21 protein-coding genes are annotated in these 21,039 nt (G+C 61.1%); 7 read left to right on the forward strand and 14 right to left on the reverse strand.

What is annotated here, in order from left to right:
• Positions 1–10: 10 nt before the first annotated feature.
• The 4 genes from PMI24_RS11110 to PMI24_RS11125 all read right to left on the reverse strand — a co-directional run bounded on the left by PMI24_RS11110 (position 11) and on the right by PMI24_RS11125 (position 4,169).
• On the reverse strand, positions 11–1,360 hold the full coding sequence (locus PMI24_RS11110) for a GntP family permease (RefSeq protein WP_007953818.1): 1,350 nt from the start codon (positions 1,358–1,360) through the stop codon (positions 11–13).
• 249 nt (positions 1,361–1,609) lie between these two features.
• Entirely contained in the window at positions 1,610–2,503 is an 894-nt protein-coding gene (locus tag PMI24_RS11115; RefSeq protein ID WP_007953821.1) for an NAD-dependent epimerase/dehydratase family protein, read from the reverse strand.
• Between the two features lie 103 nt (positions 2,504–2,606).
• The gene (locus PMI24_RS11120; protein WP_007953823.1) at positions 2,607–3,518 is read right to left on the reverse strand and encodes a LysR family transcriptional regulator; all 912 of its coding nucleotides are present in this window, start codon (positions 3,516–3,518) and stop codon (positions 2,607–2,609) included.
• A 60-nt stretch (positions 3,519–3,578) separates the two neighbouring features.
• Positions 3,579–4,169: an NAD(P)H-dependent oxidoreductase gene (locus tag PMI24_RS11125; protein WP_007953824.1), complete on the reverse strand. Its 591-nt coding sequence runs from the start codon at positions 4,167–4,169 to the stop codon at positions 3,579–3,581.
• 203 nt (positions 4,170–4,372) lie between these two features.
• Here PMI24_RS11125 and PMI24_RS11130 point away from each other — a divergent pair, with 203 nt between their 5' ends.
• The gene (locus PMI24_RS11130) at positions 4,373–4,687 is read left to right on the forward strand and encodes a putative quinol monooxygenase (RefSeq protein ID WP_007953825.1); all 315 of its coding nucleotides are present in this window, start codon (positions 4,373–4,375) and stop codon (positions 4,685–4,687) included.
• Here the strand turns inward: PMI24_RS11130 and PMI24_RS11135 are convergent.
• Entirely contained in the window at positions 4,677–5,441 is a 765-nt protein-coding gene (locus PMI24_RS11135) for a sulfite exporter TauE/SafE family protein (RefSeq protein ID WP_007953826.1), read from the reverse strand. The two genes, PMI24_RS11130 and PMI24_RS11135, sit on opposite strands and share 11 nt — an antisense overlap.
• A gap of 82 nt (positions 5,442–5,523) precedes the next feature.
• Between PMI24_RS11135 and PMI24_RS11140 the strand changes: the two genes are divergently transcribed.
• The 5 genes from PMI24_RS11140 to PMI24_RS11160 all read left to right on the forward strand — a co-directional run bounded on the left by PMI24_RS11140 (position 5,524) and on the right by PMI24_RS11160 (position 8,446).
• Complete coding sequence (locus PMI24_RS11140) at positions 5,524–6,405, forward strand: LysR substrate-binding domain-containing protein (RefSeq protein WP_007953827.1); 882 nt, start codon at positions 5,524–5,526, stop codon at positions 6,403–6,405.
• A gap of 45 nt (positions 6,406–6,450) precedes the next feature.
• Positions 6,451–7,026: an NAD(P)H-dependent oxidoreductase gene (locus PMI24_RS11145; protein ID WP_007953830.1), complete on the forward strand. Its 576-nt coding sequence runs from the start codon at positions 6,451–6,453 to the stop codon at positions 7,024–7,026.
• A 51-nt stretch (positions 7,027–7,077) separates the two neighbouring features.
• Positions 7,078–7,455 carry a MerR family transcriptional regulator gene (locus PMI24_RS11150; protein ID WP_007953832.1) on the forward strand — a complete coding sequence of 126 codons (378 nt, stop codon included), beginning with the start codon at positions 7,078–7,080 and terminating at the stop codon, positions 7,453–7,455.
• Positions 7,456–7,601: 146 nt separating this feature from the next.
• Positions 7,602–8,111: a flavin reductase gene (locus PMI24_RS11155; protein ID WP_007953834.1), complete on the forward strand. Its 510-nt coding sequence runs from the start codon at positions 7,602–7,604 to the stop codon at positions 8,109–8,111.
• Between the two features lie 59 nt (positions 8,112–8,170).
• Positions 8,171–8,446, forward strand: coding sequence for a helix-turn-helix domain-containing protein (locus tag PMI24_RS11160; RefSeq protein ID WP_007953837.1), 276 nt, complete (start codon positions 8,171–8,173; stop codon positions 8,444–8,446).
• Positions 8,447–8,497: 51 nt separating this feature from the next.
• Here the strand turns inward: PMI24_RS11160 and PMI24_RS11165 are convergent, their stop codons facing one another.
• From PMI24_RS11165 to PMI24_RS11195, 7 genes are all read right to left on the reverse strand, one after another.
• Positions 8,498–9,055 (reverse strand): chorismate--pyruvate lyase family protein, encoded by a 558-nt coding sequence (locus PMI24_RS11165; protein ID WP_007953840.1) that lies wholly within the window; start codon positions 9,053–9,055, stop codon positions 8,498–8,500.
• Positions 9,056–9,129: 74 nt separating this feature from the next.
• A complete protein-coding gene (locus tag PMI24_RS11170) occupies positions 9,130–9,495 on the reverse strand; it encodes an ArsR/SmtB family transcription factor (protein ID WP_007953843.1) in 366 nt (121 codons plus the stop codon).
• Between the two features lie 130 nt (positions 9,496–9,625).
• On the reverse strand, positions 9,626–11,077 hold the full coding sequence (locus PMI24_RS11175; RefSeq protein ID WP_007953849.1) for an efflux transporter outer membrane subunit: 1,452 nt from the start codon (positions 11,075–11,077) through the stop codon (positions 9,626–9,628).
• Positions 11,078–11,086: 9 nt separating this feature from the next.
• A complete protein-coding gene (locus PMI24_RS11180) occupies positions 11,087–14,164 on the reverse strand; it encodes a MexW/MexI family multidrug efflux RND transporter permease subunit (protein WP_007953851.1) in 3,078 nt (1,025 codons plus the stop codon).
• Positions 14,161–15,261 carry an efflux RND transporter periplasmic adaptor subunit gene (locus PMI24_RS11185; protein WP_007953852.1) on the reverse strand — a complete coding sequence of 367 codons (1,101 nt, stop codon included), beginning with the start codon at positions 15,259–15,261 and terminating at the stop codon, positions 14,161–14,163. Before PMI24_RS11185 ends, PMI24_RS11180 begins: the two co-directional genes overlap by 4 nt.
• Before the next feature lie 135 nt (positions 15,262–15,396).
• Positions 15,397–16,554 (reverse strand): oxidoreductase, encoded by a 1,158-nt coding sequence (locus PMI24_RS11190; protein WP_007953854.1) that lies wholly within the window; start codon positions 16,552–16,554, stop codon positions 15,397–15,399.
• 230 nt (positions 16,555–16,784) lie between these two features.
• On the reverse strand, positions 16,785–17,789 hold the full coding sequence (locus PMI24_RS11195; protein ID WP_262158269.1) for an NAD(P)-dependent oxidoreductase: 1,005 nt from the start codon (positions 17,787–17,789) through the stop codon (positions 16,785–16,787).
• Positions 17,790–17,815: 26 nt separating this feature from the next.
• Between PMI24_RS11195 and PMI24_RS11200 the strand changes: the two genes are divergently transcribed.
• Positions 17,816–18,952 carry an LLM class flavin-dependent oxidoreductase gene (locus tag PMI24_RS11200; RefSeq protein WP_007953856.1) on the forward strand — a complete coding sequence of 379 codons (1,137 nt, stop codon included), beginning with the start codon at positions 17,816–17,818 and terminating at the stop codon, positions 18,950–18,952.
• Positions 18,953–18,988: 36 nt separating this feature from the next.
• Here PMI24_RS11200 and rfbA read toward each other — a convergent pair whose 3' ends face one another.
• Positions 18,989–19,912: a glucose-1-phosphate thymidylyltransferase RfbA gene (gene rfbA, locus PMI24_RS11205; RefSeq protein WP_007953857.1), complete on the reverse strand. Its 924-nt coding sequence runs from the start codon at positions 19,910–19,912 to the stop codon at positions 18,989–18,991.
• Between the two features lie 42 nt (positions 19,913–19,954).
• The gene (gene rfbB / locus PMI24_RS11210; RefSeq protein ID WP_007953858.1) at positions 19,955–21,037 is read right to left on the reverse strand and encodes a dTDP-glucose 4,6-dehydratase; all 1,083 of its coding nucleotides are present in this window, start codon (positions 21,035–21,037) and stop codon (positions 19,955–19,957) included.
• Positions 21,038–21,039 lie beyond the last annotated feature (2 nt).

Genomic DNA, 21,039 nt, shown 5'->3' on the forward strand with positions numbered 1-21,039 from the left:
ATAACTCCGACTACAGCAGGTAAGAAAGACCGACGGTCAGGGCGAAAGCGACAACCGAGATCAGGGTTTCCAGCACCGTCCAGGTCTTGAACGTCTGGGCCACCGTCATGTTGAAGTATTCCTTGATCAACCAGAAGCCGCCGTCGTTGACGTGGGAAAAGATAACCGAGCCCGCGCCGGTCGCCAGCACCAGCAGTTCCGGGTGTGGATAACCCAGACCGATGGCCACCGGCGCGACCACGCCGGAAGCCGTGGTCATGGCAACGGTGGCCGAACCGGTGGCGATGCGCATCAACGCGGCGAACAACCAGCCCATGATCAGCGGCGACAGGTGAAATTCGTGGGCCAGGCCGACGATCTGATCGGTGACGCCGGCGTCCACCAGAATCCGGTTCAGACCGCCACCGGCGCCCACCAGCAAGGTGATGCTGGCGGTCGGTGCCAGGCATTCGTTGGTGAATTTGAGGATCGATTCCCGGTTGAAACCCTGAGCAATGCCGAGCGTCCAGAAGCTCAACAGCGTCGCCAGCAACAGCGCGATCACCGAGTTGCCGATGAACAACAGGAACTGGTTGAAACCGCTGCCCGGCGTGGAAATCAGGTTGGCCCAGCCGCCGATCAGCATCAACACCACCGGCAACAGAATGGTCGCCATGGTGATGCCGAAACCCGGCAGCTTGTCGCGCGGCTCGCGGTCGAGAAATTGTTTTTCCAGCGGGTTATCCGCCGGCAACTGAATACGCGGCACGATGAATTTGGCGTACAGGGGGCCGGCAATGATCGCCGTCGGAATGCCGATGGCAATCGCATACAGCAAGGTCTGACCGACCGACGCCTGATAGGCCTGCACCGCCAGCATCGCCGCCGGGTGCGGCGGCACCAGCGCATGCACCACCGACAGACCGGCGACCATCGGCAAACCGACCATCAGAATCGACACGCCAACCCGCCGCGCCACGGTAAAGGCAATCGGCACCAGCAACACGAAACCGACTTCGAAAAACAGCGGCAGCCCCACCAGAAACGCAATGCACACCATCGCCCAGTGCGCGTTCTTCTCGCCAAAACGCTCGATCAACGTGCGCGCCATCTGCTCGGCACCACCGGACTCGGCCATCATCTTGCCGAGCATCGTCCCCAGCGCCACCACCAGCGCAATGTGCCCCAGCGTCTTGCCCACCCCCGCCTCATACGCCCCCACCACGCCGGACGGCGGCATCCCCGCCACCAGCGCCAGGCCGATGGAAATCAGGGTGATGACAATGAACGGATTGAGCCGGTAACGGGCGATCAGAACGATCAGGGCGATGATGGCAACGGCGGCGTACACCAGCAGCCAATAGCCGAAGGACGGTGTCATGCGGTACTCCTCGAAAGGGTCACGTTCGAATGGGTTGTGAAACTCATAAATCATTTCGAGATCGAGTTTTCAAACGAAGTGAAAGTAATTTTCGTGGAGGGATAAGGGTTGTCGTTTTTGGATATGTCTTGTCGCGAATAATGAAAATCGCGGGGTGGGATTTTCATGATCCTCGGGCACAAAAAAACCGGTGAAAACAAGCAAGCTTGCTTCCACCGGTCTTGGGGGCGTCACCTTTTCAGCGTGGACTCACACCATTTCGTTACGAATCCATTCAACCACCGACGTGCGCTTCGGCGCCCAGCCCAGCAGTTCGCGGGCGTGTTTGCCGCGTACGCGGCTGTTTGAACCGAGGCCGTAGTTGGCCATTTCGTAGCCCCACTCGGCTTCGGCGTCTTTCAGTGGCCAGTCTTGTGGCTCGCCGAGGTTCAGGGCCTGGGCCATGGCGGTGGTCATGTCGATGAACGACGCTTCGCCGCTTTCGACGAAGTAGAAGGTGCCCGGAACGTTTTTGGTCAGGGCCAGCAGGTACAGCGCCACGACGTCTTCGATGTGCACGTTGGACCAGATGTTCTGGCCGGTGCCGACGTGGCGCACTACGCCGCTTTTGCGCGCCTGTTTCAGCAGGCGCGGCAGTTGCACGCTGTCGCGATTGACGCCCAGGCTGTGGCCGTAGATCAGGGTGTTGCAGATGACGGCCGAGTTCACGCCGTCCTTCGCTGCGTCGAGGATCAGGTTGTCGATGGCCACGCGTGCGGCCTTGTCGACGGTCGGCTCCGGCAGGTTGTCTTCGAAGTAGATGACGTCGCTGGATTTGCCGCCCGAGGCATCACCGACGATGCTCGAACCGCTGGTGTGCAGGAACACTTTGTTCGAGCCGCGCAGGGCATCGAGCAAGGCTTCGACCGCGCCGCGATGATCGCTGCTGGCGGCGTTGATCACGGCATCGGCGGCGCGGGCCTGTTCGGCCAGCAATGCATTGTCGTCGAGGGTGCCGATCACCGGGGTGATGCCCAGTGCTTTCAGCTCATTGGCCTGTTCGGCGCTGCGTACAAGACCGGTGACGGCGTGGCCGGCCTGGACCAGACCGGTAGCGATGGAGCCGCCGATAAAACCAGCAGCGCCGGTGACGAATACGTTCATGGAGAAACTCCCTGCGTGAGTAAGTGATGCAACGAGTATCGACCGGCGAGCCCGGTGGAAAAACCCGCCAACAACCAAATCACTGTTGCGCAGGGATCACGAATCAGCCTTTGAAATCGGCGCTGGCGTAAGCCGCCAGTTTGCTCTGGATGAAATCCAGGAAGCACTGGATGCGCAGCGCCAGCTGCGAGTTGCGGTAGTACACCGCGTTGATCGGCTGGCGATAACCGCTGTTGAATTCCGCCAGCAACACCTTGAGGCGCCCGGCGCGAATGTCGTCGATGGTCATGAAATGCGAAAGACAGGCAATGCCTTGGCCTTCCAGCGCCAGATGCCGAACCGTCTCGCCGCTGGAGGCGCTGATCGCCGGGGTGATCGGCCAGCGGTCGCCGTGCACGTAACGCAGCGGCCACTGGTTGAGGCCTTCGTTCTGGGTGAAGCCGAGCAAGGTGTGCTCGCTCAGATCGGCGACCTGGAGCGGTGCACCGTGTTTTTCCAGATAGGCAGGACTGGCGACGATCAGCAGCGGACTGCAACCCAGCGAGCGGGCATGCAACGTCGAATCGGCGAGGGTGCCGATGCGGATGGCGACGTCGGTGCTTTGTTCCAGCAGGTCAATGATCAGGTCATTGCTGTTGAGTTCGAGCTGGATGTCCGGGTACAGCCGCCGGAATTCGTCGATGTACGGCACGATGGCGTGGAGCATGAACGGCGAGGCGGCGTTGATGCGCAGCCGTCCTGATGGCGTCTGCTGACGGGAAGACAGGCGCTCTTCGAGTTGATCCATCTGGTCGAGGATCAGCTTGGCCTGTTCGAAGAAATACTTGCCCTCCTCGGTCAGGTCCATGCGCCGAGTGGTGCGGTTGATCAGCGTGGTGTCGAGCTTGGCTTCCAGCCGCGACAGCGTGCGGCTGACCGCCGACGGCGTCTGTCCGACCTGCTCGGCGGCGGCGGAGATCGAACCGCACTCGATCACGCAGACGAAAATCTGCAACTCATCGGATCTGGCTTTCACGGGTGTCCTCGAATCGAAAGGCCTGCTGCGCAAGCTCAGGCCTTCGATAGTAGCCGAGCGTCAGGCCTTGAGGCCAAACACCTCGGTCAGATGCTGCTCGTAACGCGCCACATCCGCTTCGATGTTCGGGCGTTTCATCACGTCTACACAGAGGAACGTCGGCAGGCCGGTCATGCCGAGGAACTCGTTGGCCTTGTGGAACGGGAAGTACACCGCGTCCACGCCTTTGGCTTCGAAGAAATCGGTCGGATCATCGAACGCCTGCTGCGGTGCGTTCCAGGTCAGCGACAGCATGTACTGCTTGCCCTGGATCAGACCGCCGCTGCCGTACTTCTGCGAGGAGTCGGAACGGGTGCGACCGTCGCTGGCGTAGAGGCTGCCGTGGCCCTCGGTGAAGACTTCGTCGAGGTACTTTTTCACGGTCCACGGCGCGCCCATCCACCAGCCCGGCATCTGATAGATGATCACGTCGGCCCAGAGGAATTTCGCGACTTCTTCGGCGACGTCGTAGCCCTCGTCGATGAAGGTGGTCTTGACGTCGACCCCGCCGCGATCCAGCACGCTCAGCGCGGCTTCGTGCAGGGTGGTGTTGTAGCGACCGTCGGAGTGGGCGAATTTTTTACCGCCATTGAGCAACAGCACTTTTTTCATGGGAGAGCCTCGATCGGATTCCGATGCGCAGCGCAGAGCGCTGGATGGAGAAGGGGAAAAATTGAATGGCGGCAGATTAGCGATCCGCCTCGCGCGGAATAAGCACCGGTTGCGCAAAATTCATTTGAGTAAAACGCACGAATCGAACGCCGATTGTTGCCGTAGGATTGGCCGCCATCTGAATCTGAATGGAGTTTTTTGCGATGAGCGAACGCCAGGGTTTCATCCTGCACGCCAAGACCCGCCCGGAAAAAGCCGAGGCCTTCGAAGCGTTTTTCCGCGCCTACGTCGAACCGAGCCGCGCCGAACCCGGCTGCATCGAGTACCACATGCTGCGCGACAAGGAAGACCCGAGCCTGTTCATCTTCTACGAGATCTGGGAAAGCCAGGCGCATCTGGACGTGCACTCGAACCTGCCGCACATGCAGCAGTTCCTGGCCCAGCGCATGGAGTACCTGGAGCGTGATTTCGATATTCGCCCGATTGAAATGCTCAGCGATTCGTCCGCTAACCGCTGATCAGCAGATGGGCGCCGAGCGCGCCCAGACCGATGAAAAACACCCGCTTGAACAGCACGGCGCTGATGCGCTGGCGCAGCCATTGGCCGAGCAACATCCCGAGCACCGCCGGGATCAGCGCCAGCAGCGAAGCGCTCAATTCCGCACCGCCGAGCGACCCGCGCCAGAGCAATCCGCCGGCCAGCGCCAGGGTCGACACGGTGAAGGACAGGCCCAGCGCCTGGACCAGTTCATCGCGGCTCAAGCCCAGGGCCTGCATGTACGGAACGGCGGGAATCACGAACACGCCGGTGGCCGATGTGATGACGCCGGTGATCACGCCACAGAGCGGACCAAGCCACGGTTCATGGCGGCGACTGACACTCAGCGTCGGCAGGAACAATCCACTCAGCGCATAGAGCAACAACGCCGCGCCAAGTCCGCGCACGACCCAATGCCCGCCCGCCATGCCGATCCATAGAGTGCCGACGGCCGTGCCGAGAAAGATCGCCAGCAGCATCGGCCACAAGCGCTTCACCAGTCCCTGCAAATGCCCGCCGAACGCCAGTTGCCAGACGTTGGTGAGGGTTGCTGGAATGATGAGCAACGCCGCAGCCTGCGACGGTGCCATAGCCAGACCGAGCAGGCCCATGGCGACGGTGGGCAGGCCGAGACCGATCACACCCTTGATCATGCCGGCGACGACGAAGGTCGCAATCACCAGCAATGACAGGGTCAGACCGAGGTTTTGATAGAAATCTGCGAGTGCGTTCATGGCGATACTGTGCGCCTGCGCGGGTGAACTGAAAATCTGTCATACACTGAGGCAGCCTCTCTCTCAGCAAGAGTCACGCGTCATGCACTTCGACCTCACCGACCTAAGCCTGTATCTGCACATCCTCGACAGCGGCAACATCACCGCCGGCGCCGCGCGCAGTCATCTGTCGCTGGCGGCGGCGAGTGCGCGGATCCGGGCGATGGAAGCGTCGCTGGGCACCGAGTTTCTTGAGCGCGGGCGCCGTGGTGTCACGCCGACGCCGGCCGGCAAGGCCCTGGCGCAACATGCGCGGGTGTTGCTGCAACAGGCCGAACGTCTGCAACAGGATCTGGCCGAGTACGCCCGCGGCGTCAAAGGTCAGGTGCGCCTGTTGTGCAACACAACGGCACTCAGCGAATACCTGCCGGAGGTGCTGGCGGATTTCTTGCGAGAGCATCCCAACCTCGACATCGATCTGCAGGAGTTGCCCAGCGCTCGCATCACCCATGCCTTGCGCCAAGGCGCGGCGGATCTGGGCATTGTGTCCGACGCGATCGACACCACCGACTTGCAGACCCGAGCCTTTCGCGGTGATCCGCTGGTGCTGATTCTGCCGCTGGAACATCCGCTGTCTGACGCGACCAATGTCAGCTTCAGCGACGCCCTACGTTACGACTTCGTAGGGTTGCATGCCGACAGCGCACTGGCGGTGTACCTCGAAGAACAGGCTCTGCACAGCGGTTCGCGGATGCAGATCCGCATCCGCGCCGATGGTTTCGACGGGGTGATGCGCATGGTGGCCCGAGGTGCCGGGCTGGGCATCGTGCCGCTGGCGGCGGTTCAGCGCGCTGCGCCGCAAGCCTTCAAGACCCTGCCGCTGAATGAAGGCTGGGCCAGGCGCAAACTGTTGCTGTGCGCCCGGGACTTCGACGCCCTCCCCGCCTATGCCCGCGCATTGCTGGATGCCTTGACTCTGCCCTGAGGGGCAGACTTTACCCTTGGGGTTTCTTCCTCAGGGGCAGTCATCATGGGCAAGCGGATTTTGTTGATTCTCGGCCATCCATCCAACGAAAGTTTTTGCGCCGCACTGGCCGGACGCTACGCCCAATCGGCCCGCACAGCCGGGCACGAAGTGCGGGAAATCGCCCTCGGCCAACTCGATTTCGACCCGATCCTGCGCGAAGGTTACCGTCAGGTTCAGACCCTTGAACCGGATCTGCTCCAGGCTCAGGCCGACCTGCTGTGGGCCGAGCACCTGACGCTGGTGTACCCGATCTGGTGGGGCGGGATTCCGGCGCTGCTCAAAGGTTTTTTCGACCGGGTCCTGCTCCCCGGCTTCGCTTTCAAATACCGCGAGGGCAAAGCGTTTCCCGACAAACTCCTGCAAGGTCGCAGCGCCCACCTGCTGGTCACCATGGACACGCCGCCCTGGTATTACCGCTGGATCTATCGCATGCCCGGCCTGCACGAAGTACGCAGGAACACGTTGGCGTTCTGCGGTATCGAACCACGCCGGACGCTAACCTTCGGGCCAGTGCTCGGCGCCAGCGACCATCAGCGCGAAACCTGGCTGAAGCAGGCCGGATCGATTGCCCGCCATTGAGTTTTCCGCTATTGGTGCGCATGCCCGCTGACGGAGAAAAGGGATTTGCACATGTACATCGGCCAGGCCGCACAGCGTTCGGGAACCACGATCAAGACCATCCGCCATTACGAGTCGATCGGCCTGGTGCCCGAGGCCCCGCGCCAGGGCAAATACCGGGTTTACGACCCGCAGACGGTCGAACTGCTGAGCTTTATCAAATGCGCGCAGGCGCTGGGTTTTCGCCTCCGGGAATTGCAGGCGATCTTTGCCGGCCAACCGGAACTCACGCCTTATGAAAAGGCCCGCCGCGCGATTGCCGACAAGCAAAGAGAGATCGCGGCGCAGCTGCTGAAACTCAGCCGACAGCAAGAGGAATTGAGCGCGCTGGAGGCCAGCCTTGAACACGCGCAGCAGCAATGCCTGTCGAGTGTATCGACGGCAAAATAAGCACAAGGAATAGCTTGCAAGGTACGTATACATACGTACTATATCGCCAGAGCGAACGTGTTGCCCGATACCCGTTTTCGCACAACGACAACGGACAAGGAAGAACGGATCGGCTCCATTAAACCTACATGGAATGAGGTGACGCGATGGTTGATTCAACGGAGTTTCGTAATGCAATGGCGATGCTGGGGAGTGCCGTCACCATCGTCACGACCGATGGCCCTGCGGGGCGTTTCGGCTTTACTGCATCGGCGGTGTGCAGCGTGACGGATTCACCGCCCACGCTGCTGGTATGCGTCAATCGCTCGTCTTCCAATCACGAGCATTTCAAGACCAATGGCGTGCTGTGCGTGAACGTCCTGACCGGTGACCACCAGTCAACGTCCGGCGCGTTCGCCAATCGGCAGTTGAGCATGCAGGAGCGTTTTTCCAGCGTGAATTGCCAGACCCTCAAGACCGGTTCGCCGGTGATCGAAGAGGCGCTGGTCAGCCTCGATTGCCGGGTCAGCAAGGTCGACGAGGTCGGCACCCACAGCATCTTCTACTGTGAAATCCTCGAACTGCAGCAACACAGCGAGGCCACGGAAGGCCTGGTCTATTTCAACCGCAGTTACTACCGTCTGAACGACGAACTGCGCCTGGCACCCGAGCAGTGATCCAGACACCCGCCGGCCTCGGCTGACGCCGGCCGGCGGGTCATGACAGGGATGTAACCATGCTATTCAATGAAGACAACTTCGCGGATATCGACCTGAACCTGATCATCATTTTCCTGGTGCTATTCCGCGAACGCAGCGTGTCGCGCACGGCCGAGCGCCTGCACGTCAAACAACCCGCCATCAGCGGATCGTTGGCACGGCTGCGCAAGCGGTTCGATGATCCGTTGTTTCTGCGCTCGTCGAGAACCATGCGCCCGACCTCGAAAGCCGAGCAACTGGCGCAAGCGCTGACGCCGGCCATCAAGCAGATCGAAGCGGTGATCCGGCTCTGAAAAACAGGCGAAAAAAAACCTGCGGGATTTCACTCCCGCAGGTTTTTTTCATCAGGCCGACTTGAGCGCCTGAGCGTATTCAACCCGTGCCCAGAAGGCAGGCAAAAAGCACTCGCAGACCAACAGCGCCGAGCCATTTCGGGTGAAACGCGAACGCCGGGCCAACAGACGTTTGGCCTGTGGCGCGAAGCGATAGGACAGCGCCGCCAGCGGTGCGCCGGGGGACAGCAAGGCGCACTGGAAAGGCTCGCGCAGGGTCTGCTCCGACGTGTAGAGAATCTCGGCCAGCGGTCGACGGCCATAGCCGTTCAGATCCGCCCAGTCGCCATTCAGCGCCGGCACGCTGGTCAGGCTGCGCGCGGTGACGCAGGCTTCGCCATCGAGCTTCATCACCACTTCGCGCACCCAGCCGATGGTCGACGGCGGCACGTTCAGCGCTTGCGCTTCTTCAGGATTGAGCGGGCCATGGGACTGCTCGACAACTTCGATTGAATAATCGCCCATGGCTTTCAGACGTGGGGTCAGTGCCCCGGGCAAAAACAGCCAGTGATGCTCGGAGCCGGTCAATTCCGACAGCGGTCGCGACGACCAGTAATGACTTGTATCCATACCCGCTCACACCTTCCTGGTGATGGTGAATTGTTGGTTGCCGTGGAAGGCCAACCCTTCACCGGCGGTGTCTGTCACTCGGCTCCGTTTTCTTCGGTCACTTCGTGTTTGCTGATGACGCTGATGGTCTGTTCATCGGTCTTGACCGCCGACAGCAGCGAGTCGAGCAATCCCGGGAAACGCACGTCCATGTCTTCACGACGCAGGGACAACAGGTTTTCCCGACCGTAAGGGCGCTGCCAAATCAGACCGCTGTCGCGCAGAACCCGCCAGTGGTGGGTCATGGTCGACTTCGATGCGCCCTTGAGGATCCGGCCGCATGGATGTTCCTGGCCATCGGACAACACTTTCAACACGGTCAGGCGTAGCGGGCTTCCCAATGCGTTCAGCACATTTTCCAGAAGGATCTGATCCTGATTGGGATGATTCGGGACGTTCATAGGTAGGTACCCTTGATGATATAGGCGGGAAAAATCCGGCTTGTATTCGTCTATACGAGAACAGTAAGACTATACACAAGATGCTTTTTCCCCGCGACAGCCGCCCCGAGGGCGGCGTCCCGCAAAACAACTACAAATCGCTGCTCTGCGCTGTCTCCAGCGCAGGCGCCTGGAAGCCGCCACCCAGCGCGGCCATCAACGAAACCGAGCTGTCGATGTGTTTGCTGTTGAGGAAGGCCAGGCGCATTTCGTCCTGGATCAATTGCTGCTCGATGTTCAGCGCATCGAGGAACGTGTCCTCCCCGGCCTTGTAGCGCGACTGCGACAGATCGTAAGACGACTGCGCAATCGAGCAGGCATCGCGCTGCACGACGATCTGCTGCTCGAAAGAACGCAGCTGCGTCACCGAAATCGCCACCTCGTGCAGGGCCGAATTCAACACCCGGTTGTACTGCGCGATCGAGCTGTCGAGTTCGGCATTGCCGGCCTTCAGGTCCGAACGCAGACGCCCGGCATCGAAGATCGGCAGCGACACTGTCGGCGCCACGTTCCAGAACTTGCTGACCCCGGCGAACAGCGCATCACCGGTCAGCGCATGAGAACCCGCCGCCGCCACCAGATTGATGTTCGGGTAGAACGTGGTCTTCACTGCCTCGACGTTCTTGGTCTCGGCCTCCACGCGCCAACGCGCAGCGACGATGTCCGGACGACGGCCCAACAGTTGAGCCGGCAACTGCGCCGGCAAAGCCACCACACTCGCTTGCAGATTCGATGGCCGCTCAAGGGTGTGCGCACGATCAACGCCCTTGCCGATCAGCGCCGACAGTTGAAGACGAGCAATTTCGATGTCTTCGTTGGCGCCAATCAGGGTCGATTCCGAACGCGCCTTGAGGCTCTGCACCTGCTTGAGTTGCGACAGGTTGTCGAGGCCCGAGCCGTAACGTGAATCCGTCAGGTCAACCAGTTTGCTCAGGCGTTCGAGATCGCGCTGGTTGAGCTCCGAGACCTGCCAGGCATACGCCAGCTGGTTGTAAGCCTTGACCACGTTGGTCGCCAGAATCAGCCGTGACGATTGCAGATCGACTTCCGCCGCCCTTGCGCTGTTGAGCGCCGATTCCCAGGCGGCACGCTGGCCGCCCCAGAGGTCGAAGGTGTAGCTGAAATTCACCGCCAGATTGCGTGCGGTGAAGTACTTGTGCCCCTCGCCGCTGTAGTCTTCGAAGCGCGACAGTCGACCGCGAGTGACACCCGCCGACGCGTCCATTTCCGGATAACGCTCGGCGTCGCGCAGGTCGAGAAATGCGTTGGCCTTTGCGACCCGGGCAGCGACTTCCTGCAAGTCCGGGTTGCTGGCATACGCTTCTTCAATCAACGCGCCCAGACGTGGATCGCCCAGCGATGTCCACCAGTCCGCACGCGGCCATTGGGCCGGCGGCAGTTTGTCTTTCAGGGTGTCGGACGGCGCATCGCCGACCGCCAGCAATTTGCCCTGATGATCGATCCCGGCGTAGTTCACACAACCCGCCGCCAACAGGATGGACGCCGCCAGCGGCGCCAGCATCAAACGTGTAATCGAATGCATGTCACGTCCTCACAGGATGGGTTGCGGCACACCGGCCGGTTCGGCTTCGGGTGCGTGGCTCGGTTGCTTGATCGAACTGAGCAGCGTGTACACCGACGGCAGAATGAACAGGGTGAACAAGGTGCCGATCAGCATCCCCACCACAATCACCAGGCCCAGGCCGAAGCGGCTGTTGGCGCCGGCACCGCTGGCGAACAACAGCGGCGCGAGGCCGACCACCATCGCCGCAGTCGTCATCAGGATCGGCCGCAGACGCACCTGCGCGGCGTGCTGGATCGCTTGCACGCGGTCCATGCCTTGCTGGCGCTGCAACTCGTTGGCGAATGCAACCATCAGGATCCCGTGCTTGCTGATCAGACCGATCAGCGTGATCAAGCCGATCTGGGTGTAGATGTTCATCGACGTCATGCCCAGCGCCAGCGGCACCAGGGCCCCGCAGATCGACAGCGGCACGCTGATCAGAATGATGAAAGGGTCGCGGAAGCTCTCGTACTGCACGCTCAGCACCAGGTAGATGATCACCAGGGCCAGGCCGAAGGTGAACGCCAGGCTGTTGCCTTCCTGCACGTATTGGCGAGCGTCGGACTGCCAGTCGAAACTGAAGCCGGCCGGGAAGTTTTCCGATTGCTTCTGCAGGAAGCCCACCGCATCACCCAACGTCACGCCCGGCGCCGGAATGGCCTGGAACGTGGCGGAGTTCTGCTGGTTGAACTGGGTCAGGCGATTCGGCTCGACCTTGACGCTGAGGGTGGCCAGCGTCGACAGCGGCACCGGATTGCCCTTCTGGTCCTTCACGTAATACAGCTTCAGGGTTTCCGGGGTCAGACGATCCGCCGACACCGACTGCGGAATCACGTCATAGGAGCGGCCGTGGAACGAGAACCGGTTGACGTACTTCTCGCCGATCAGGCTGTTGAGCGTCTCGCCGATGTCCTGCATGCGGATGCCCAGGGCGTTGGCCTTGGCTCGGTCAACCTGGATTTCCACCACCGGGTTGTTGAAGTCCAGATCACTGTCGACCACCGCGAACAGACCGCTGGCCTGCGCCGCCTGCTTGAGCTGATCCATCACGTTGTACAGCGCCAGGTATTCCTGATCGCTGCGGATCACCATCTGCACCGGCAGACCACCGGTGGAGCCCGGCAACGGCGGCATCTGGAACACGAAAATGCTCGTGCCTTCGATCTGGTTCACCCGCGCCTGCAAGTCAGGTTGGATGGTGTTGGCGTCGCGGCCGCGTTTTTCCCAGTCCACCAGGTTGATCCCGCCGACGCTGTTGGACAGACCGTCGGAGCCGTTCGCCACCCAGTTGCTGTAGCCCTCGGGGATTTCGTTGAAGGTCTTGTACAGCTCGTGGGCGTAGGCCTCGAGGTAATTCAGGTTGGCGTGCTGCGGTGCCTTGATCGCGGTCAGCAGGATGTTCTGGTCTTCCAGCGGCGCCAGTTCGGTCTGCGCCGAGCGATAGAGGAACGGCAGGCTGAAGAAGATCACCAGCGCCACGCTCAGGCTGATCCAGCGTCGTGCCAGCGAACCGCCGAGCAGCGCGCCATAACGACGGGACAGGTACTGGAAGAAACGGTCCGCCTTCACCGCCATGAAACCTTCGCTGGTCTTCGCGTCCAGCAGGCGAGTACTCATGATCGGCGACAGGGTCAGGGCGACGATGCCGGAAATCACCACGGCGCCCGCCAGGGTCAGCGCGAACTCCTTGAACAGCGTGCCAGTGAGGCCGCCCATCAAGCCAATTGGCGCATACACCGCCGCCAGGGTGAAGGTCATCGCCACCACCGGACCGGCCACTTCACGGGCGCCGATCAGTGCCGCGTCGAACGGCGTCTTGCCCTCTTCGATGTGACGGTGGACGTTTTCCACCACGACGATGGCGTCGTCCACCACCAGCCCGATGGCGAGCACCATGGCGAGCAGGGTCAGCAGGTTGAGGCTGAAGCCGAACATCTGCATCAGCATCGCCGCGCCGAGCATCGACAGCGGGATGGTCACCAGTGGAATCAGCACGGTGCGGAACGTACCGAGGCACAGGTAGATCACCAGCACCACGATCACCAGCGCTTCGAGCAGGGTGTAGCTCACCTCGTCGATCGAGGACTGAATGAAGTGCGCCACTTCGAACGGGATCTGCACGGTCACGCCCGGTGGCAGGGTTTCCTGGATCTGCGGCAGCAATTCACGCACGCGTTTGACGATGACCAGCGGGTTGCCGGTCGGCGCCGCGTCCAGACCGAGGAACAGCGCCGGCACATCGCTCATCGCGCCGCTGGTGTCGGTTGAGGCCGCGTTCAGTTCCACAGTGCCGACGTCACGCACACGGATGATGTGGCCGTTGTCGTTGCGCAGCACCATGTCGCGGAAGTCTTCGACGCTGTTCAGGTCGGTGTTCACCCGCAGGTTGCTGACCACGTACAGACCTTTGACCTGACCCGGTGCTGCCTGGAAGTTGTTGCCCTCAATGGCCGCCGAAACGTCCTGCCCGGTCATGCCGTAGCCGGCCAGACGCTGCGGATCGAGCCACAGGCGCATGGACAGTTTCTGCTCGCCCATGATGTTGATCTTGGCCACGCCTTCGATGCCGGCGAACATCGGCTCGACGACGCGGGAGATGTAGTCCGACATCTCCGGAATGGTCAGGTTGGAGCTGGCGAACGCGACGTAGGCCACGCTGGTGAAGCCGCCGGAAGTGCGTTCCACCACCGGGTCGTACGCGTCCTTCGGCAAGCGGTATTTGATCTGGTTGACCTTGGCCATGACCTCGGTCAGCGCCGCGATGGAGTCGCTGTTGAGCGCCATGCGGATCGTCACCTGACTGCGGCCCTGGGTCGAGGTCGACGACAGATAGTCGATGCCTTCGACCGAGGCCACGGCCTGGCTGATCGGCTGCGTGACGAAGCCTTGCATCAGTTCCGAAGAGGCGCCGGGATATTGGGTCGTGACCGTGATGGTCGATGTTTCCAGCATCGGGTACTGGCGGATCGGCAGGTTCATCAGCGCGCGCACCCCGAACAGCAGGATCAGCGTGCTGACCACCACGGCCAGCACCGGGCGGCGAAGAAAGAGGTCGGTGAAATTCATTTTTCCAGCCCACTGAGTTTAAGAGCAATCGTGTCCGGCACGCCTTCCACCGCCACGCCGTCGTGGAGTTTGAGCTGGCCGGACGTCACCACTTGCACGCCTTCGGTCAGGCCCTTGTCGACCACCGCCCAGCCATCGCGGCGCTCGCCGACCTTGATGCTTTCGCGCTTGACCTTCTGCACGCCGGTTTCGTCGGTGTAGACCGAGAACACGCTTTCGCCGTAGGCGTTGTAGGTGATCGCGGTTTCCGGAATCAGCAGCTCGGCGGTCTGCGGCAGGGTCACCGAGACCCGTGCGTACATGCCGGGACGCAGGCGTTTTTGCGTGTCGGTGATGACCGCTTGAACGTTGATGGTGTGGGACTGGTTGATCTGCGGATCGACCGCGACGATCTTGCCGGCGAAGGTCGCGTCACCCCAGGCATCGACCTTGGCTTGCACGGTCTGGCCCAGTTGCACTTCCGAGCCATCGCGCTCGGCGAGGGTAAAGTTGACGCGCAGCAAACCCGGATCGGTCAGGGTCGCCACCGCGCTACCGGCCTGCAGATACTGGCCCAGATGCGCCTGGCGAATACCGAGGGTGCCGGCGAACGGCGCACGAATGTGGCGTTGGGCGATCTGCGCCTGCATGCGCTCCATGTCGCCTTTGGCCGCGTCATATTGAGCGCGGGCACTGTCGAAGGCACGGCGGCTTTCGGCGCCGGTCTTGGCCAGTTCCTGGACCCGGGCGAACTGCGCCTTGGCCGATTCGTACTCGCCTTTCAGGCGCACCAGTTCGCCTTGCTCCGGCGCATCGTTGAGCTTGAGCAGCACTTGCCCCGCCTTCACTTCATCGCCGGACTCGAAATCGATGTCCACCACTTTGCCGCTGACTTCAGCCGACACCAGCACCTGACGCTGAGCTTCAAGTTTGCCGATGGCTTCGAGGTAGTAGGTGTACGGCTGCTTCTTGACCACGGCCAGACCGACCCGGGTGCTGGGGATCCGTTGCTCGGCCGCCGCCGGTGGCGGCGACCAGAAACGCCAGCCCAGTGCAGCGGACAACACCACCACAAGAACAATAAAGATCAGCGACTTGATAATGTTTCGAGCAAGCATGTGGCACTCCCTTGACTCTTTGCTGCGAGCACAAAAGTTTGAGTTTTAAGAAAATAAAGGTGCAACTAAAGACGGGCGCGTTATCGATCCCTGTGAACTTTCACTTGTAAACGCGCCCGCTTTATTTATCCGCTGTTACGCCGCGGCCAGTACGTTGGTTTTATCCAGGTAGTACTTACCGATACCGTGCAAGTTCAAAGGCGACAGGGTGAAGTGCTTCGAACCGGTGTGGATATCGCGGAAGCAACGCTCCAGGAAGTGCGACTTGTAGACGGCTTTGGAACCGGCCATCGAGTAGATCTGGTTGACCGCATTGACCGAGTTCTCGGTCAGCACCGAGGCTGCCAGACCGACACGGGCGCTGACCGGTTCGCCGACGGTTTCACCCCGGTTGATGACCTGGTGGATCGCATCTTCCAGCAACAGTTGTGCGGTGTGCACCGAGGAAATGGCGCGACCGGTCTTCTCGAAGATCACCCCTTCCAGACCCGGATCGGTGTTCACGGCGCGGTCGTTGCGGAAATGATCGACCGCAGCGCGGGCCACGCCCAGCACGGTGGACATCGCCGCCAGGGTGCCGAACTCGTAGTAACCGGTGGCGTAGGCCCGGGAGCTGCGCGCTTCGGGGGATTGCTTGAGGGTTTCGACGTCCAGCGAGAAGGACTTGTGGACGATCACGCTGGAGCACTGGAAGTGATGGCTGCCGGTGCCGCGCATGCCCAGGGTGTCCCAGGTCGGCAGGATGGTGCACTGGCTGGCGGGCACGAAGAACATCCGCACTTCCGGTGTAGTGTTGTTTTCGGTGCCTTTGACGGTGGCGGTGCAGACCAGCCAGTCGGCGTGGGCCGAGCCACTGGCGAACGCCCATTTGCCGCTCAGCAGGTACTCGTCGCCCATCGGCAGCGCTTCGCCGCCGGAGTGGATGGCGCCGATCACGAAACCGTCGCAGTGGTTGTAGATCGCTTCGGAAGTGGCTTCCGGCAGGTAATCCGACAGGCGTCCCATCGCCACCTGCACCGCCAGTTGCCAGGACAGCGAGGCGTCAAACCGGGCGAATTCCAGCAGCAGGGCCGAGGTGGTCTGGATATCGACCTGGGACCCGCCAAACGCCTTGGACACCGAGGTGCGGCCAAAACCATCCTTGAAGAATCGGGACATCACATCCTTGTGCGTCGCATTTGTCTGCTCGCTGTAATCGCGGTGCTGAATAATCAGCGGATTCAGTGCACGCACCTTCTCGAGCCATTCATTGGATTCGGAGGGAAGGCTGTTCCATTGCATTAGATTTTTCATAACGGCTCCTAGCTATTATTTATTTACGATCAGCAGACGAAAAAACAGACAGAACTTTTTATTGTTGTTAAACCCCGATAAAAATGTACGTCTACAGTCGTACATTTGACAAGCACTATTATCAGACTTCTTTCATTTCCCAATAAAAGAGCAATCGCTGTCCGACAATTACGCAAGGCGCAAGAGGCCAACGTAACTTGTTAACAAGTTACGTTGCTTGAATCTTTTGATTACTTCACGCCGGCGCGCCGATCACTGACTTTCGACAGTGAGGCCCAGTCCTGATCGGCCTGACCATGGGCCATGCCGTCCAGCAGGTTGTCCTTCAACACGCTGGCAAACGGCAGCGGCACTTGGGCAGCCTCCCCGGCTTCCAGCGCCAGGCGTACGTCCTTGAGACCCAGCGACAACTTGAAACCGGCCGGCTCGAATGTTTCATCGACCATCAACTTGCCGTAGCCCTGATAGACCGGCACGGCGAACAGAGTCGAGGTGATCATTTCGATGAACGCCTCGCGACTGATGCCGTAACCGCCGGCCAGGGTCGAGGCTTCGGCCAGGGACTCGATTGCCGACGCGATCATCAGGTTGGCCGACAGTTTGGCGGCGCAGGCCACTTCAGCCGTGTCGCCAAACGTCCAGGTCTTGCGCCCCAGCACGTCGAACAGCGGCTGAACCCGGGCCAGTGCTTCGGCGGGCCCCGAGGCGAGAATGTTCAGATTGCCGGCAGCCGCCACATCGACTCGCCCCAGCACCGGTGCCGACACGTAACCGACGCCGCGTGCTTCATGCTCGGTCGCCAGTTCTTTGGCCAGCGCCACGGACACCGTGGACATGTTGACGTGAACGCTGCCGGCCCGCAGACCGTCCAGCGCCTTGGCGTCGAAGAACACCGAGCGGATTGCCGTGTCATCGCCGAGCATCGAAATCAGCACCTCGGCCTGCGCCGCCAGTGCCGGTGTCTCGACAGGTTCGGCGCCGGCCGCAGCCAGTGCTTCCAGCGGTGCCGACGAACGATTCCACACGCGGACCCGATGCCCGGCTTTCAGCAGGTTCAGCACCATCGGTGCGCCCATCGTGCCCAGACCGATAAATCCCAGTTCCATGTCGCGCTCCTCTCTCGATGAGGTCTTCAAATCCGTTTGTGCAATGACCCATGTTTGCGATTGTACGTGTACAGGCGTACATTTCAAGTGCCGCGATGATTCATTCTTCGCGGCAAGGGTTTCAAACACACCTTTACCCAAGGCAAGGAGGCTTTATGCAATTCGGGATCTACACCGTTGGCGACGTCACACAAGACCCTACCAACGCCCGTACCCCCAGCGAATCCGAGCGCATCCAGGCCACCCTGCAAATTGCGCAGAAGGCTGAAGACATCGGACTCGACGTGTTCGCCACCGGCGAACACCACAATCCCCCGTTCATCACCTCCTCTCCCACCACGCTGCTGGCCTACATCGCAGCCAAGACCCAACGCATCATTCTCTCGACGTCCACCACCCTGATCAGCACCAACGATCCGGTGCGCCTGGCCGAAGAATATTCGCTGCTGCAAAACCTCTGCGGCGGCCGCATGGACCTGATGCTCGGCCGGGGCAACACCGCGCCGGTCTATCCCTGGTTCGGCAAGAGCATCGCCGACGGTCTGCCACTGGCGATGGAAAACTATCGCCTGCTGCACCGGCTCTGGCGCGAAGAAGACCTCAACTGGAGCGGACGCTTTCGCACCCCGCTGAAAAACTTCACCTCGATCCCGAGGCCCCTCGATGACCTGCCGCCCTTCGTCTGGCACGGCTCGATCCGCACCCCGGAAATCGCCGAACAGGCGGCGTATTACGGTGACGGTTTTTTCGCCAGCCACATCCTCTGGCCCCGTGAGCATTTCATGGCGCTGGTGGAGTTCTACCGCGCGCGGTTTGCCCATTACGGTCACGGCACGCCGGAGCAGGCGATCGTCGGTCTCGGCGGGCACATTTTCATGCGTCGCAACTCGCAGGATGCGCGCCGTGAATTCCGTCCCTACTTCGACAACGCCCCGGTTTACGGCCACGGTCCATCCCTGGAAGAATTCATGGAAATGACCCCGCTGGCCGTCGGCAGCCCTCAGGAAATCATCGACAAGACCCTGACCTTCCGCGAGTACTTCGGCGACTATCAGCGCCAGCTGTTCCTGTTCGACCATGGCGGCATTCCGCTGAAGACCGTGCTGGAACAACTCGACATGTTCGGCAAGGAAGTGCTGCCGGTGCTGCGTGAAGAAACCCGCAAACGCCGCTCCCCGCTGGCGGCCGAAGCGCCGACTCACGCCAATCGCCTGGCCCGTTTGCAAACCCTCTCGGCCGAACCGAGCGCCACGGTCAAAGCTGCCCAACTCGACAGCGTGACCGGCCACTGACCCTGTGGGAGCGAGCAGGCTCGCTCCCACACTTGATCAGGCAGCGCCTTTCAACGGGCGTTGCGCATCCATCGCCACCACCACATCATCGTGGATCAAACGGGCCAGATACTGACCGTAACCGGTCTTGCTCATGCTACCCGCGTGCACCAGCAATTGCGCGTCGTCGATCCAGCCCTTGTTGTAGGCGATCTCTTCGAGGCAGGCAATTTTCAGGCCCTGGCGTTTCTCGATGGCCTGGACGAAATTGCCCGCTTCCATCAACGCATCGTGGGTGCCGGTATCCAGCCAGGCCATGCCACGGCCCATCACCGACACGTTCAGTTTTCCGCGTTGCAGGTAGACGTTGTTGACGTCGGTAATCTCCAGCTCGCCGCGCGGCGACGGCTTGATGTCAGCGGCAATTTGCAGCACTTCGTTGTCGTAGAAATACAGGCCGGTGACCGCGTAGTTGGACTTCGGATCGCTCGGCTTTTCGCAGATGCTCAGGGCCTTGCCGGCAGCATCGAATTCCACTACGCCAAAGCGCTCGGGATCGGCCACGTAGTAACCGAACACTGTCGCGCCTTCATCACGAGCCGCCGCTTGCAGCAGGGTTTCACCGAAGCCGGCGCCGTAAAAAATGTTGTCGCCGAGCACCAGGCAGACGTTGTCTTCACCGACGAATTCGCGACCTATGATGAACGCTTGAGCGAGACCGTCCGGGCTCGGTTGTACCGCGTAGCTCAGGCTCAGGCCCAACTGGCTGCCGTCGCCGAGCATGCGCTGAAAGCCCGGCAAATCTTCCGGGGTGGAGATGATCAGGATCTCGCGGATTTCCGCCAGCATCAGCACCGACAGCGGGTAGTAGATCATCGGTTTGTCATACACCGGCAGCGACTGTTTGGAGACGCCCAGGGTGATCGGGTGCAGACGCGAACCGGCACCGCCCGCCAGCAGAATTCCTTTGTACTTGGCCATGCTTTTTTCCTTTCAAGCAGTGAGATTTGAATGACTGAATGTTCAGGCCACGAGGGCTTCGTCGCGTTGCTCGCCGAGGCGCTCCAGCGCGTAGGCACCGGACATCACCCGCACCCACCAGGCGCGGTTGTCCAGATACCAGTCGACGGTTTTCTGCATGCCGCTTTCGAAGGTTTCCTGCGGCGTCCAGCCCAGCGTCGCGTGGATTTTTCCGGCATCGACCGCGTAGCGTTTGTCATGGCCCGGACGATCCTTGACGAAGGTGATCAGGTCGCGGAAGTGCGCAACATCCGCCGGCTTTTCCGCGCCGCGTGCCTCAAGCAAATCGCATAGGGTTTGCACCACTTCCAGGTTGGTCTTCTCGTTGTGGCCGCCGATGTTGTAGGTCTGCCCGACCTCACCGCGCGTGACCACCGCATACAGGGCGCGGGCGTGATCCTCGACGAACAGCCAGTCGCGAATCTGCGCGCCATCGCCGTAAACCGGCAACGGCTTGCCTTGCAGCGCATTGAGAATGACGTGAGGAATCAGTTTTTCCGGGAAGTGGTACGGGCCGTAATTGTTCGAGCAATTGCTCATCACCACCGGCAGGCCGAACGTGCGATGCCAGGCGCGGACCAGATGATCGGAACCGGCCTTGGTCGCCGAGTACGGCGAACTTGGCGCATACGGCGTGCGCTCGGTGAACGCCGGATCTTCGGGCTCCAGGTCGCCGTACACTTCATCGGTGGAAATATGATGGAAACGGAACTCCGCCTGACGCGACGCGTCCAGTCGGTTCCAGTAACCACGCGCCGCTTCGAGCATCGTGTAGGTGCCAACGATGTTGGTTTCGATGAAGGCTTGCGGGCCATCGATCGAGCGGTCCACGTGGGACTCGGCGGCCAGGTGCATCACCGCATCCGGTTGCAGGCGCGCGAACAGTTCGTCCAGCGCCGGCTTGTCGCAGATGTCGACCTGACAGAACCGGTAACGCGGCGAATCGGACACATCGGCCAGCGATTCAAGGTTGCCGGCGTAGGTCAGTTTGTCGACGTTGATCACTTCACATTCGGTCTCTTCAATCAGAAACCGCACCACGGCCGAGCCAATGAAGCCCGCGCCCCCTGTCACTAAAATTTTCATCA

This window comes from Pseudomonas sp. GM25 (assembly GCF_000282255.1).
Lineage (GTDB): Bacteria > Pseudomonadota > Gammaproteobacteria > Pseudomonadales > Pseudomonadaceae > Aquipseudomonas > Aquipseudomonas aphyarum.

Excerpts from the sequence above, each read along its gene's own strand:
- PMI24_RS11190 (WP_007953854.1), bottom strand. The coding sequence starts at position 16,554 with ATGAAAAATCTAATGCAATGGAACAGCCTTCCCTCCGAATCCAATGAA.
- PMI24_RS11110 (WP_007953818.1), bottom strand. The coding sequence starts at position 1,360 with ATGACACCGTCCTTCGGCTATTGGCTGCTGGTGTACGCCGCCGTTGCC.
- PMI24_RS11185 (WP_007953852.1), bottom strand. The coding sequence starts at position 15,261 with ATGCTTGCTCGAAACATTATCAAGTCGCTGATCTTTATTGTTCTTGTG.
- PMI24_RS11170 (WP_007953843.1), bottom strand. The coding sequence starts at position 9,495 with ATGAACGTCCCGAATCATCCCAATCAGGATCAGATCCTTCTGGAAAAT.
- PMI24_RS11180 (WP_007953851.1), bottom strand. The coding sequence starts at position 14,164 with ATGAATTTCACCGACCTCTTTCTTCGCCGCCCGGTGCTGGCCGTGGTG.
- PMI24_RS11115 (WP_007953821.1), bottom strand. The coding sequence starts at position 2,503 with ATGAACGTATTCGTCACCGGCGCTGCTGGTTTTATCGGCGGCTCCATC.
- PMI24_RS11155 (WP_007953834.1), top strand. The coding sequence starts at position 7,602 with ATGGTTGATTCAACGGAGTTTCGTAATGCAATGGCGATGCTGGGGAGT.
- PMI24_RS11175 (WP_007953849.1), bottom strand. The coding sequence starts at position 11,077 with ATGCATTCGATTACACGTTTGATGCTGGCGCCGCTGGCGGCGTCCATC.
- PMI24_RS11140 (WP_007953827.1), top strand. The coding sequence starts at position 5,524 with ATGCACTTCGACCTCACCGACCTAAGCCTGTATCTGCACATCCTCGAC.
- PMI24_RS11160 (WP_007953837.1), top strand. The coding sequence starts at position 8,171 with ATGCTATTCAATGAAGACAACTTCGCGGATATCGACCTGAACCTGATC.
- PMI24_RS11150 (WP_007953832.1), top strand. The coding sequence starts at position 7,078 with ATGTACATCGGCCAGGCCGCACAGCGTTCGGGAACCACGATCAAGACC.
- PMI24_RS11135 (WP_007953826.1), bottom strand. The coding sequence starts at position 5,441 with ATGAACGCACTCGCAGATTTCTATCAAAACCTCGGTCTGACCCTGTCA.
- PMI24_RS11125 (WP_007953824.1), bottom strand. The coding sequence starts at position 4,169 with ATGAAAAAAGTGCTGTTGCTCAATGGCGGTAAAAAATTCGCCCACTCC.
- PMI24_RS11145 (WP_007953830.1), top strand. The coding sequence starts at position 6,451 with ATGGGCAAGCGGATTTTGTTGATTCTCGGCCATCCATCCAACGAAAGT.
- PMI24_RS11200 (WP_007953856.1), top strand. The coding sequence starts at position 17,816 with ATGCAATTCGGGATCTACACCGTTGGCGACGTCACACAAGACCCTACC.
- PMI24_RS11165 (WP_007953840.1), bottom strand. The coding sequence starts at position 9,055 with ATGGATACAAGTCATTACTGGTCGTCGCGACCGCTGTCGGAATTGACC.
- rfbA (WP_007953857.1), bottom strand. The coding sequence starts at position 19,912 with ATGGCCAAGTACAAAGGAATTCTGCTGGCGGGCGGTGCCGGTTCGCGT.
- PMI24_RS11130 (WP_007953825.1), top strand. The coding sequence starts at position 4,373 with ATGAGCGAACGCCAGGGTTTCATCCTGCACGCCAAGACCCGCCCGGAA.
- rfbB (WP_007953858.1), bottom strand. The coding sequence starts at position 21,037 with ATGAAAATTTTAGTGACAGGGGGCGCGGGCTTCATTGGCTCGGCCGTG.